Origin of the sequence: Sulfitobacter sp. CB2047 (assembly GCF_000735125.2) — a bacterium.
GTDB lineage: Bacteria > Pseudomonadota > Alphaproteobacteria > Rhodobacterales > Rhodobacteraceae > Sulfitobacter > Sulfitobacter pontiacus.
The window spans coordinates 3062906-3075565 of sequence record NZ_CP072613.1; the positions used below are offsets into that span (position 1 = coordinate 3062906).

Consider the following 12660-nt stretch of genomic DNA (forward strand, 5'->3'; position numbering starts at 1 on the left):
CCTTTGGAATATCCAAGGCGGGCTTTTCTATGGGTATGTTGCAGGGCTTAGTCCTGCGGGATGACCCGCAGACCCAGTTCCATCAACTGATCCGACTGTGGTTCGCTTGGCGCGTTCATCATCAGGTCTTCGGCGCGCTGGTTCATCGGGAAGAGGATCACCTCGCGGATGTTCGCCTCTTCCGCCAGCAACATGACGATCCGGTCGATACCGGCGGCACACCCACCGTGGGGCGGGGCACCGTATTGGAACGCGTTCACCATGCCGCCAAAGCGTTTTTCGACTTCGTCCTTGCCGTAGCCTGCGATCTCGAACGCCTTGAACATGATCTCTGGCTTGTGATTCCGGATGGCACCGGACACCAGTTCGTAGCCGTTGCACGCAAGGTCATACTGATAGCCAAGCACCTCAAGCGGGTCGCCCATCAGCGCGTCCATCCCGCCCTGTGGCATAGAGAACGGGTTGTGTTCAAAGTCGATCTTGCCGGTTTCTTCGTCTTTCTCGTAGATCGGGAAATCAACGATCCAGGCAAAGGCGAAACGGTTTTCATCCGTCAGACCCAATTCGGCACCGATAACATTACGGGCACGGCCCGCGACACCTTCGAAGGACTTGGGCTTGCCGCCTAGGAAGAACGCCGCATCGCCCACGTCCAGACCCAGTTGCTGGCGGATCGCCTCGGTACGCTCTGGCCCGATGTTCTTGGCCAGTGGGCCCGCTGCTTCCATGCCACCTTCGACCTCACCGGCTTTCAGCTTGGCCTGGGCTTCTTTCACCGTGATGCCCAGTTCCTGTGCCACGCTGTCGGCGGTTTTCTCGCGCCAGAAGATATAACCCATGCCGGGCAGCCCTTCTTTTTGCGCAAAGGCGTTCATGCGGTCGCAGAACTTGCGGCTGCCGCCTGTGGGCGCGGGGATGGCGCGGATTTCGGTGCCTTCCTGTTCCAGCAGTTTCGCGAAGATCGCAAAGCCGGAGTCGCGGAAATGGTCGGACACGACCTGCATCTTGATCGGGTTGCGCAGGTCGGGCTTGTCAGAGCCATACCACAGCGCCGCATCTTTATAAGAGATTTGCGGCCATTCCTGATCCACAGCCTTGCCGCCGCCGAACTCTTCGAAAATGCCGGTCAGCACGGGCTGGATGGTGTCGAACACGTCTTGCTGTTCGACAAAGGACATCTCGAGGTCGAGCTGGTAGAAATCGGTGGGCGACCGGTCAGCGCGCGGGTCTTCGTCGCGGAAACAGGGCGCGATCTGGAAATACTTGTCAAAGCCGGACACCATCAGCAGCTGTTTGAACTGCTGCGGGGCCTGCGGCAAAGCGTAGAACTTGCCCGGGTGCAGACGCGACGGCACAAGGAAGTCGCGCGCGCCTTCGGGGGAAGACGCGGTGATGATCGGCGTCTGGAATTCTTTGAAGTTCTGGTCCCACATGCGCTTGCGGATCGACGACACAACGTCGGACCGCAGCACCATGTTGTCCTGCATTTTTTCGCGACGCAGATCGAGGTAGCGATAGCGCAGGCGGGTTTCCTCGGGGTATTCCTGATCGCCAAAAACCTGCAAAGGCAGTTCTTTCGCGGGCCCCAGCACTTCGATGTCGCGCACGAAAACTTCGATCTCGCCGGTGGGGATCTTGGTGTTGACCAGATCGGCGTCGCGGGCCTTTACCTCGCCATCGATGCGGATACACCATTCGGACCGCACCTTTTCCACCTCGGCAAAGACGGGGGAATCAGGGTCGCACAGCACTTGGGTCATGCCGTAATGGTCGCGCAGGTCGATAAACAGGATACCACCGTGGTCGCGCACACGGTGCACCCACCCGGACAGGCGAACCTTGTCGCCAACGTTTTCCTTGCTCAGATCGGCGCATGTATGGCTGCGATATGCGTGCATGACGGGTCCCTTTCGAGGGCTAGAATTGTTCGGGGCAGGTACACCGTTTGGGGCCGCGGAAGTCAAGAGTTTCCCGTAAAAACGGCACAAACCGCGGGTAAAACCCCCGCGTTAAACCATAGGGCTGAAAATAGATGGGCCGCCTGCTCCTCCCAAAGCAGACGGCCCTTCCCGCGCGACGTTGATGATCCTCTTACAGGACCAATACATCAAGCGGCGGAAACCCGTTAAAGCCGACCGAACTGTACGAGCTTGTGTAAGCGCCGCAGTTCTTGATCATGACTTTGTCACCGTCCCTTAGGTCAAGTGGAAGGTCAACCGGATTTTTTTCATAAAGCACATCGGCACTGTCGCAGGACGGGCCAGCAAGCACACAGGGGCCGACGGGCTTGCCGTCATGCGGGGTCACAAACTGATAGCGGATCGCCTCGCCCTCGGTTTCGGCCAGACCGGAAAAACGACCGATATCCAGATACACCCAACGGCGCGCCGCCTCTGCCGATTTGCGCGACACTAGCAACACTTCGGCCGCGATATGCCCTGCCTCTGCGACCATGCCGCGGCCCGGCTCTGCCATCAGGACCGGAATCTCGCCAAAGCGTTCTTTGACGGCAGCAACGACTGCGGCGGCATAGCCGCGCGGCGCATCCACCGGATCACCGTGATAGGCAGGAAAACCGCCGCCGATGTTCAGCAGTTGCAGGTCGTGCCCTGCTTCTTTCGCGGCGTGCCACAGCGGGGCGACCTGATCCAGAACGGGGTGCCAGTATTCGGCGCGACGGGTTTGCGACCCGACGTGAAACGACAGACCATAAGGCACGAGACCCACGGATTTGGTGTACTCCAGCAGGCTTGGCAGCAGCGAGCCCGCGCAGCCGAACTTGCGGGTCAGCGGCCAGTCCGCCATGGAATTCTCGACGATCAGACGGATATAGACGCGCGCGCCGGGGGCGTGCTCTGCGATTTTGTCGAGCTCTGCCTCGCAGTCGGCGGCGAACATGGTCACCCCGATGGAATGGGCAAAGGCGATATCAACGCCGCGTTTGATGGTGTTGCCGAAAGAGATTTTCGCAGGATCCGCCCCTTGGGACAGACACAGCTCGATCTCCTGACGCGACGCCGCATCAAAGCCCGAGCCGCGTTCGACCAGCATACGAATGATCTCGGGTGCGGGGTTCGCCTTTACCGCATAGTGGATTCGCGCATCGCCCAGACCGGCTTGCAGCGCGTCATATTGTACACCCACACGGGCGCGGCTGACGACGAGAGTCGGTTTGTCGAAGCTGTTGTTCCAGATGTAATCAGCCGCTTCGTCATAGTTCGATGCTGCGGATGTGTTGACGGTGGCGGTAGCTGTGGCGTTCATGGTCATCTCCAAAGAGCAAGGAAGGGCGGGAGTACCCTAACATGTCGTTTCAAGAGACGTTACCGTCGCTGCATAGGCGCGGGGTCAATCCGCGGACAGACGGACCGGCCAGAGGCGCGTGCGTTGGCGTCTGTAAGCGCGCATTTACGCTGTTTTCAGATTCGCGCAAGTGGCAAAATACTTGATACGACAATTCGTTTTTCAAGGAGGCACGCAAAGCGCTGCGTACCGGTGAGCGGTGACGGATCGGGGCTATTTTTCCCAATCCGTACCGATGGCTTCGCGGTCCTTTTCGCGTTCTTCGGCTGCCATTTCCCGCACCTCCGCGCGCTCTTCGGCGTCGCTTTGTTCGGGCGTGGAATTCGACTGAGGCTCCCCTGTCAGGGCAAGCGAGAACAGGATCGGGAAGTGGTCGGACCCGATATTGGGCAAGCGCGACATACGGATCAGGCGGAACTCTGCATCATGGAACAGATGATCAAGCGGCCAGCGCATGACGGCAATACCCGCGTGAAACGTGTTATAGAAGCCACGTCCGACCCGTGGATCAAGCAGCCCCGACAGCCGCTGAAACCGACGGGTGGTGGTGGACCAGGCCACGTCGTTCAGATCACCTGTCACGATCGCGGGCAGATCGTCCTTGCTGGCTTCGATGCCGACCAACGCGATCTCTCCGTCGCGGCCCTTGGTATCGTGATAGGGCACGGGGGGTTCGGGGTGCACGATATACAAACGCCACATCCGCCCTGACGGCATCGCGACCTTGGTCCGGATCGACGGCACATCATCAACCAGAAGGTCCCGCACCTGCGTCTCTGACGGCTCCATCTTGGACATCATGACCACGCCATAGGAGTTATCCTTGGGCACTTTCACCCAATGCGGGTACTGGTCTTTCAGCGCGTCATAAAGCGCGTCGACCCAGTCTGGGTCCACCTCAAGCGCGGCGGCGATATCCGGGTCTTCGGTGCGGATCAGGTCGACCAATCGCTGATACTGGCGATTGGATTGTTTCACGTTTGACGCAAGGATGGTGACACGGTTTTCCGCATCAGCGGCCTGTGCCTCGGTCGCATCCACCGATTGGCGCGGCCAGAGCGGTGTGAATTTCAGGATGTAGCCCGTGTGGATCGCCGCAATCACAGCGAGGATCGCCAGCGCCGGGTTGCGATGGTCAGGTTCAAGAAACACCAGCGCCACGGCAGCCAGCGCCACGGTCAACACAAACAGCTGCTCACGGGGGAATGCCATTCCCCGGATCGCGCCGTGCGGTATCTTGCTAAAGGGAAGCACGCTGATCGCCGAAACGAGTGCGACAACGCCCCAAAACAGACCGAGTAATATCGTCGCCAGCATGCATGCCCCCTACGTCAAAAAAAGGGGCGCAGAGCGGTTGCCCTGCACCCCTAGCTCAACACAAGGTTAAGCGGATTTGTTCCGAAGCCGCCAGAAGGGCGGAACCGAATTACTTGTCCTCGTCTTCATCCGTGTCGGAACCGCCCTCGGGCAGCTTGAAGAAACTGTCGGCGTCAGAATAGTCGCCGTGGTCTTTTTCTTCGTCATCCGCAGGGTTGCCGGACAGGGTGAACGTTTCCAGACCTTCGATAGAGGTCGGCATCTTCGGTTCCGTATCCATGCCAAGCGATTGTTCGGTGCTGACCAGACGGCGGCGTTCGTCATCGGTCATCAAGCCACCTTCGGCGGCTTTCTTGGCAGCGGCTTTCTGGACAGCGGCGTCCAGTTCGGACTGTTTGCACAGCCCCAAAGCCACGGGATCGATCGGTTGGATGTTCGCAATGTTCCAGTGCGTCCGCTCGCGGATCGCCTGAATGGTTGGCTTGGTGGTGCCGACCAGCTTGCTGACCTGACCGTCGGAGAGTTCGGGGTGGAACTTGACCAGCCAGTAGATCGATGCGGGGCGGTCCTGACGTTTGGACAGCGGCGTATAGCGCGGGCCGCGACGTTTCTCTTCGCCTTGGGCTGACGCGTTGAACTTGAGCTTGAGCTTGTGCAGCGGGTTCGCCTGCCCTTTTTCGATCTCTTCTTCGGTCAGCTGGTTGTTGGCAATCGGGTCAAAGCCCTTCACGCCTTGCGCCACGTCACCATCCGCGATGCCCTGCACTTCAAGCTCGTGCATTTCCACGAAATCCGCGATCTGTTTGAAGCTCAAGGTTGTGTTGTCCACCAGCCATACGGCAGTGGCGCGGGCCATAATCGGTTTTGCCATGTCGGTCTCTCCTTAAAACGCACTTTCCCCGTCGCCTGAAATAGGCGGTCCTGCGGGGCAGAACGGTTTCCATTGTGGGGGAACTTGAACGCCTTATACTCGGACCGGCAAAATAAGGAAAGACCCCAATGCGATTGCTGATCCTGTGCCTGTGTCTGTTGCTGGCCCCGATGCCCCGCCCCGCGGCGGCCAAGGGCGAAATTGCCGGGGAATTCGACTATTACGTGCTGGCGCTTAGCTGGTCGCCCAACTGGTGCGCGCTGGAAGGTGATACGCGCGATTCCGCGCAATGCGACGCCCGCCACGATCACGGCTGGATCATGCACGGGCTTTGGCCGCAGCTGCATCGGGGGTTTCCCTCCTACTGCCGCACCGCCGAACGCCCCCCCACCCGTGGCATGACCGCCGCCATGGCTGACATTATGGGAACGCCCGGTCTGGCGTGGCATCAATGGAAGAAACACGGCAGTTGTACCGGCCTGTCTGCCACCGGATATTTCGATCTGTCGCGTCAGGCCTATGATGCCGTGACCCGCCCCGCGGTCTTTCGCAAGGTCACGGGCGACATCCGCCTGCCCGCCTCGGTGGTGGAGGAAGCGTTTCTGAAAGCAAACCCGACGATGGAGGCCGATGGCGTTACCGTCACCTGCAAAAGCGGCTACATTCAAGAAGTGCGTCTATGCCTGTCAAAAACGCTGGAGCCGGTGCCTTGCGGGCGCGACGTGATCAAGGATTGCACGCTGGATGACGCGCTGTTTACCCCGATCAGATAAACCCGGCACTACGTGCGATCATTGCGGCGTCGGTGCGGTTGCGGGCGTCCAGCTTGCGGCACAGCGTTTTGACGTGCAGCTTGATCGTGACCTCTTGCAACTCTAGGTCGCGGGCGATTTCCTTGTTCGATTTCGCCTCCATCAAGCCGCGCAGAACCTGACGCTCCCGCTCTGACAGGGCCTTTTCAAAGTCGGTTTCTTCGGGATCGTCCTTGCCAGACATAAAGTTGACGGGCGCGTAAATCTCGCCCGCGGCCATAAAGCGGACCGCGTTGACCAGTGATTTCGCAGGCAGCGTCTTGGGCAGGAAACCGATCGCGCCCATGGCCAGCGCCTGTTCCGCGATCAACCGCGTTGCCGTGCCCGAAATCAGACCGACAGGCTTTTCCTCATTGGCTTTCATGACCTTAGGCAGCGCCTCAAGCCCCTTCATGCCGGGCATCGTATAGTCGAGCAGTACCAGATCAAACGGCCCCTCTGCCTCTATCTTGGCCATCGCTTCGGGCAGGTCGCTTGCTGCAACCGTCTCTGTCCCGCCATCGGCGTCCAGAAACATTGCAATCGTTTCGCGGACCATATCGCGGTCGTCCGCAATCAGTATCCGTAATGCCATAAGTTCTTTCCTTCCCTCGCCACCACCTCAATGCTGCTTAAGTAGTCGTAGACCAACTTATGGGCGAATAATAGCACACATGAGGATAGGATAACTGTGTCGAATTTTTGACGGCTATACCTTCGTATAGTAAGAATACCCTTAATCTCAGTCGCTCTCCAAACGGCGTTAACCTAAGGTTGATGTACAAACACAGGGGAAGGATACCGAGTTATGACGTTTCAAGCTTTCACCAAGACAATCACCGCCGCACTGTGCGGTGCCGCATTGGCCACTGCTGTGAGTGCACAAGAAGATGCCGTTCTGACCGTCACCGCAGGCGACATGGAACACACCTATACGATGGAGCAGCTGAAAGAACTGCCGTCGTCCAGCTTCGAGACCGAAACCATCTGGACCGAAGGCGCGCAGACCTTTCAGGGCGTATCGCTCAAGGATCTGATGGACACGCTGGACGTGTCCGAAGGTATGATCGAAGCAACCGCGATCAACGACTATGCGGTCGAAATCCCGATGGAGGATGCGGTGTCCGACGGGCCGATCATCGCTTATGCCAACAACGACAAAGAGATGTCGCGCCGCGGGAAAGGTCCGCTATGGATTGTCTATCCCTATGACAGCGACGTAAAGTACCAGACAGAAACGATCTATAGCCGTTCTATCTGGCAGTTGAACCGGCTGGCGATCAAGTAACCGCAAGGCATGTTCACCATGGCCGATTTGATGCAGCGCGGCCCACAGCGGAACAGGGTAAGATACGTTCTTGCCCTGGCGCTGATGGTCGGCATCCTGCTTGCCGGTTACCTGGCGTTCAACGTCTGGGACCGCGTGCGCGCCCTTGGCAGCGCACAGCAGGATCATGCCGAATGGGTGTTCTCGCAGCTTGAAATCGACTTTCTCAAACTGGATGGTGCCGTTGAACAGGCGCGGTCCGGGGACGAAAACGATCTGGCGAACCTGCGCAAACGGTTCGACATCTTCTACAGCCGCACCGAAGTCGCCGAACGCGTACAGCAAAGCGGCGACCTGACCCGCGAAATCCAGAAGATACAAGCGGTTCTGGACACACAGATCCCCCTGATCGACGGCAGCAATGAGGCGCTCGCCGCAGGTGTGCCCGCCCTATCGGAAGCGCTGGCCACGGTCGAGGATATGCCGCGCAACATCGGGCTTGCCTCCATCTCCTTTGCCGCCAAAGCGGCGGAGGCCGAGCGCAAAGAGATCGCGCAGCTGATCGAGATCTTGCTGGTGATCGTGGTGACCGTGACCATTGCGCTGCTGGGGGCGATCCTCCGGCTGTCGCGCCAGACGATCACGCTCAATCGTGCCTCGCGCGAGGTCGAACGCAACCACTCGCAGCTTGAAACCATGCTACGCGCCTCGCTTGATGCGGTGATGGTGCTGTCGGTGGATGGCGAGATTATCGATTTCAACGGCTCTGCCGAAGAGGTCTTTAGCATCTCGCGCGATCATGCGCTTGGGCGCAGCTACATCGAACTGCTGGTCCCCCCTAAACTGCGCCATCGCCAACGGGATAACCTCGCCCATTTCAACGAGACCGGCAAAACGCGGCTGGCTGAAACCGGCCGTCACGAGACAGAGATGATCGACGGCACGGGCCGCATCTTCCCTGTCGAACTTTCCGTGTCGCTGGCGCGGTCAAACGACGCGCCGGTTTTCGTCACATATATCCGCGACATCACCGACAAACTGCAAAAAGAGCAGGAGATCATCCGCGCCCGCGACGAGGCACTGGATGCCTATCAGGAAAAATCGCGTTTTTTCGCGATGATGAGCCACGAGATGCGCACGCCGCTGAACGGCATCCTCTCTGCCATCCACTTGCTGCACGACGACAAGCTGGACGCCGAACAGCGTAAATACGTCGAAGCCGCGCTGAAATCCGGTGACATCCTGCTGGGCCATATCGACGACGTGCTAGCCATCGAACGCAGTGAGGCCGAAACCAACGACAACGAGTTGCAAGCCAGTGATATGGTCGCGCTGACCGCCGGCATGGTCAACACCATGACGCCACTGGCCAAGACATCGGACACGCGGCTGCATCTGGATCAGGACGGGCTGACCGACACACCCATCCTGACAGACCCGCGCGCGGTGCAGCAGATTCTGGTCAACCTCATCAGCAACGCGATCAAATTCAGCCCCGACGACGATATTGTGCTTAGCGCGACCTATGACATGGAAACGGACAATGCGCCGATGCTGCATATCGAAGTGGCAGACAATGGCCCCGGTATCCCGCCCGATGACCTCAAGCGGATTTTCGAGGATTACGTATCGCTCGACAGCCGCTACGAGCGGCGCACAGGGGGCACCGGTCTGGGGCTGGGTATCGTGCGGCGGCTGGTGCACCGTCTGGGCGGCACGATCACCTGCGTCTCGGAGGTTGGCAAAGGCGCGCGGTTTATCGTGCGACTGCCAGCAGACTTCGTGCAGACAGAAGCCCCGCAGCCCGTCGCCCAACCGCAGCTTGATACCGAAGACACCCCCGCGATGAACCTGCTGGTCGTCGACGATAACGAGATCAACCGCGATCTGCTTAAGGCAATGCTGGGCCGTCTGGGTCACGAGGTCACCCTTGCCAGCAGCGGCCCCGAAGGCATCGATCGTGCGGTCGAACAGAGGTTTGACGCGATCCTGATGGATATTTCGATGCCGGGGATGAGCGGGCTACAGGCCACGCAGGTGATCCTTCAAGGGGGCGGGCCCAATGCCGATACCCCGATCATGGCTGTGACCGCCCACGCCCTGCCCAACGAACGCGCGGCCTTTACCGCGGGCGGGATGACCGGCTTTCTGCAAAAACCCATCAACACGCGCCGTCTGAAAACCGCGCTAAGCGAGCTTGTGATGCCCGCCGCTGAAGGTGCCTCTGATGCGACTGAAGCGACGCACGCCGAACCGCAGCATCCGGTGCTGAACGCCAATCAGGTGAACGAATTGTTCGAACTGCTTGGCCCTGAAAAGCTTGCCGATCGCATTGGCAATCTGCGCCAACGTGTAGAGGGGCAATTGCCGCCCCTAGCCTCTGCCGAGGACCGCGACGATCTGCAACGCAAGACCCACGACCTTGCCGGGTTGTGCGGCATGTTCGGCGCAGAGCGTATGCACGCGCTGCTTGCCACCATCGAACAGGACTGCAAACAGGGCGACGTGGATAAAGCCCGTGATCAGGTCGCCAAAGTGCCCGCGGCATGGGCCGAAACCCTAGATGCGTGGGAGGCGCGCCTGTCGGCGTAACGCCCCCTGAACGACAAAGGGCGCCCTGATATCAGAGCGCCCCTTGCCTCATATTATTGCCAGCCGCTTAGGCGTTGGCGTCAACCTTCAACACGATCTTGCCGATATGGCCGCTTGTCTCCATGCGGGCATGCGCCTCGCTCGCGTCCTCGAACGCGTATTCGCTGTCCATCACCGGTGCGATCTTGCCCGCGTCCAGCAGTGGCCAGACCTTCTCGCGCAGTTCTTCGGCGATCTTGGCCTTGGCCAGATCGCTTTGCGGACGCAGGGTGCTACCGGTCATCGTCAGACGGCGTGTCATCAGCGTGGCAAAGTTCACCTCTACCTTGGGCCCGCTGAGGAAGGCGATCTGCACAAGACGGCCGTCTTCGGCCAGCGCTTGCAGGTTGCGCGGGATGTAGTCGCCGCCGACCATATCAAGGATCAGGTCTGCCCCGCCCTCGGCTTTCAGCACATCAACGAAATCCGAGTCACGGTAGTTGATCGCGGCCTCGGCCCCGAGTTTGGCGCAGGCGTCGCATTTGCTATCGGTCCCTGCCGTGGCAAAAACCCGTGCGCCGAATTCGCGCGCCAGCTGGATCGCAGTCGTCCCGATGCCCGACGACCCGCCATGCACCAAGAACCGTTCGCCCGCTTTCAGGCCACCGCGCATGAACACGTTGGACCAGACGGTGAAGAATGTTTCGGGCAAGCAGGCGGCTTCCTTCATGTCCATGCCCTTGGGCACCGGCAGACAATGGGCCGCAGGCGTCGCGACATATTCCGCATAGCCGCCACCGGGCAACAGCGCGCAGACCTTGTCGCCGACAGCCAAACCGCTGACGCCTTCACCCACGGCGGACACCACGCCCGAGGCTTCAAGCCCGGGCAGATCGCTGGCAGTGGGGGGCGGCGCATACATGCCCGCGCGTTGCAGCGCATCGGGGCGGTTCACACCGGCATAGGCCACTTTGATCACCACTTGCCCGTGGGCCGGCTGCGGCATGGGTCGGTCGGTGGGTTGCAGCACTTCGGGTCCGCCGGCCTTGGTGATCTCTATCGCACGCATGGTTTCTGTCATCGACTACGTCTCCTCCGTAAATCTGATTTGCCGCACCATAGGCACGGTTTTCGGCACACACAATGCGAACTGACAGGCGTCAGGCCGCGGAGGGCCTCACATCAAAGCCCGCCACGGGCACGCAGGGCCTCGGCCACATGTTCGGCGTCGTCAATCGCCAGCACGGTAAACGGGATGATCATCCGCCAGCCGACCCGCTTGGTGGATCGCGCGCGCCATGACTGCGCCAACAACTGGCCCTTTTGCGCCAGAACGGGGGTAAAGCGGATGACGAGGGCGATGCCCAGTTCGATTGCGCGGGTCTGGATTCCAAGGCGGCGCAGCGGCGTTGTCAGCCATGTCACCACAGCCACCATCTGTGCCAGCTTGGTCGTCATGGTCACCAGATTCGCCAGCGCCACCGCTGTCATCATCCGCAACGTCACGGTCGCACCCGCCATGATGTCATGGGTCACGATATGCCAGACCATGATCAGCACAACGAAGGGCAGCAGCACCCGCAAGCGCGCCAGCCCCACCTTGAAAAACCGCCATCCCGGCAGCGCATAAAGCAGCAGGGTCACCGCCAAGGCCGCCGCCTGCAGCGCGGGGTGGGTCAGGCTGAATAGCCCCATCGTCGCCACGCAAAGCGCTGCCAGCTTTGCCCCCGCAGGCCAACCGTGGGCGCGGGTCTCAACCGGGGAGGTGAGTGAAATCATCGCTTTCCCCGATCTCTTGCATCTGTGCCACAAAGGCTTGGGTCACCTGAGGCACCGCGCCGTCCTGCACGATCCGACCCTGATCGATCCAGATCATCCGGTTATAGGTCGCCAGATGCGCGGGGTCATGGGTGATGTGCACCAGATGCGCCTCTACTGCGTGCAGCACGCGCGTGAGGTGCATCATCGTCGGGATATCAAGCCCCGCAAAAGGTTCATCGAGGATGATCAGGCGCGGCTGCATGGCAAGGATCGACATCAGACAGACCAGCTGCCGCTGCCCCTGAGATAGCTGATGGATCGCCGCCTTTGCCCAATGGCTGCGGTTAAAGCGGGCGAGGATATCCGCCGTTCTCTCTGCGGCCTCTTTTGGGGTGTGTTTCAGCTGGGTCAGGCCAAAGCTGATCTCTTCTTCCACCGTGGGGAAGATAATCTGGTGATCGGGGTTCTGGAACAGGATGCCGACCTGCCGCAAGGCCGCCTTGCGATCCTTGACCACATCCACCCCGTTGATCCGCAGCTTGCCCGACGACGGGGCCACCAGCCCAGCCAGCACCCGTGCCAGAGATGTCTTGCCGGACCCGTTACGTCCGACAATACCAATCCGCCGCTCGGATGCCTGCAGTGTCACATCACATAGCACCGAGGTTCCTTCGGGGGTGTAGGAAACCTTGTCCAGATCGATCAGAAACGGGTGCATATGCGTGAGTACCAGTAAGCCGCGCCCGCGCCGGATGCGGACGCCGCAGCACCTAGCAGGT

General features: G+C 60.1%; 11 protein-coding genes. 3 read left to right on the plus strand and 8 right to left on the minus strand.

Annotation, left to right across the window (positions count from 1 at the left end):
• Positions 1 to 47: 47 nt before the first annotated feature.
• The 4 genes from aspS to IV89_RS15080 all read right to left on the minus strand — a co-directional run bounded on the left by aspS (position 48) and on the right by IV89_RS15080 (position 5491).
• A complete protein-coding gene (gene aspS, locus IV89_RS15065) occupies positions 48 to 1898 on the minus strand; it encodes an aspartate--tRNA ligase (protein ID WP_037943121.1) in 1851 nt (616 codons plus the stop codon).
• 193 nt (positions 1899 to 2091) lie between these two features.
• Positions 2092 to 3270 (minus strand): type III PLP-dependent enzyme, encoded by a 1179-nt coding sequence (locus IV89_RS15070; protein WP_005851249.1) that lies wholly within the window; start codon positions 3268 to 3270, stop codon positions 2092 to 2094.
• Positions 3271 to 3516: 246 nt separating this feature from the next.
• Positions 3517 to 4515 (minus strand): endonuclease/exonuclease/phosphatase family protein, encoded by a 999-nt coding sequence (locus IV89_RS15075; RefSeq protein WP_235183747.1) that lies wholly within the window; start codon positions 4513 to 4515, stop codon positions 3517 to 3519.
• A gap of 214 nt (positions 4516 to 4729) precedes the next feature.
• The gene (locus IV89_RS15080) at positions 4730 to 5491 is read right to left on the minus strand and encodes a DUF1013 domain-containing protein (protein WP_037943117.1); all 762 of its coding nucleotides are present in this window, start codon (positions 5489 to 5491) and stop codon (positions 4730 to 4732) included.
• Positions 5492 to 5619: 128 nt separating this feature from the next.
• Here IV89_RS15080 and IV89_RS15085 point away from each other — a divergent pair, with 128 nt between their 5' ends.
• The gene (locus tag IV89_RS15085) at positions 5620 to 6264 is read left to right on the plus strand and encodes a ribonuclease T2 (protein ID WP_037943115.1); all 645 of its coding nucleotides are present in this window, start codon (positions 5620 to 5622) and stop codon (positions 6262 to 6264) included.
• Here IV89_RS15085 and IV89_RS15090 read toward each other — a convergent pair.
• Complete coding sequence (locus IV89_RS15090; protein WP_037943112.1) at positions 6257 to 6877, minus strand: response regulator transcription factor; 621 nt, start codon at positions 6875 to 6877, stop codon at positions 6257 to 6259. The genes IV89_RS15085 and IV89_RS15090 overlap by 8 nt on opposite strands.
• 213 nt (positions 6878 to 7090) lie before the next feature.
• Between IV89_RS15090 and IV89_RS15095 the strand changes: the two genes are divergently transcribed.
• Both IV89_RS15095 and IV89_RS15100 read left to right on the plus strand, forming a co-directional pair.
• Positions 7091 to 7570: a molybdopterin-dependent oxidoreductase gene (locus IV89_RS15095; RefSeq protein ID WP_009825937.1), complete on the plus strand. Its 480-nt coding sequence runs from the start codon at positions 7091 to 7093 to the stop codon at positions 7568 to 7570.
• Between the two features lie 18 nt (positions 7571 to 7588).
• The gene (locus tag IV89_RS15100; protein ID WP_037943110.1) at positions 7589 to 10141 is read left to right on the plus strand and encodes an ATP-binding protein; all 2553 of its coding nucleotides are present in this window, start codon (positions 7589 to 7591) and stop codon (positions 10139 to 10141) included.
• 67 nt (positions 10142 to 10208) lie between these two features.
• Here IV89_RS15100 and IV89_RS15105 read toward each other — a convergent pair whose 3' ends face one another.
• The 3 genes from IV89_RS15105 to IV89_RS15115 all read right to left on the minus strand — a co-directional run bounded on the left by IV89_RS15105 (position 10209) and on the right by IV89_RS15115 (position 12599).
• The gene (locus IV89_RS15105; protein ID WP_037943108.1) at positions 10209 to 11201 is read right to left on the minus strand and encodes an NAD(P)H-quinone oxidoreductase; all 993 of its coding nucleotides are present in this window, start codon (positions 11199 to 11201) and stop codon (positions 10209 to 10211) included.
• Between the two features lie 101 nt (positions 11202 to 11302).
• Positions 11303 to 11899: an energy-coupling factor transporter transmembrane protein EcfT gene (locus IV89_RS15110; protein ID WP_037943106.1), complete on the minus strand. Its 597-nt coding sequence runs from the start codon at positions 11897 to 11899 to the stop codon at positions 11303 to 11305.
• Entirely contained in the window at positions 11874 to 12599 is a 726-nt protein-coding gene (locus IV89_RS15115) for an ABC transporter ATP-binding protein (RefSeq protein ID WP_037943104.1), read from the minus strand. The genes IV89_RS15110 and IV89_RS15115 overlap by 26 nt, the downstream gene beginning before the upstream one ends.
• Positions 12600 to 12660: the final 61 nt, after the last annotated feature.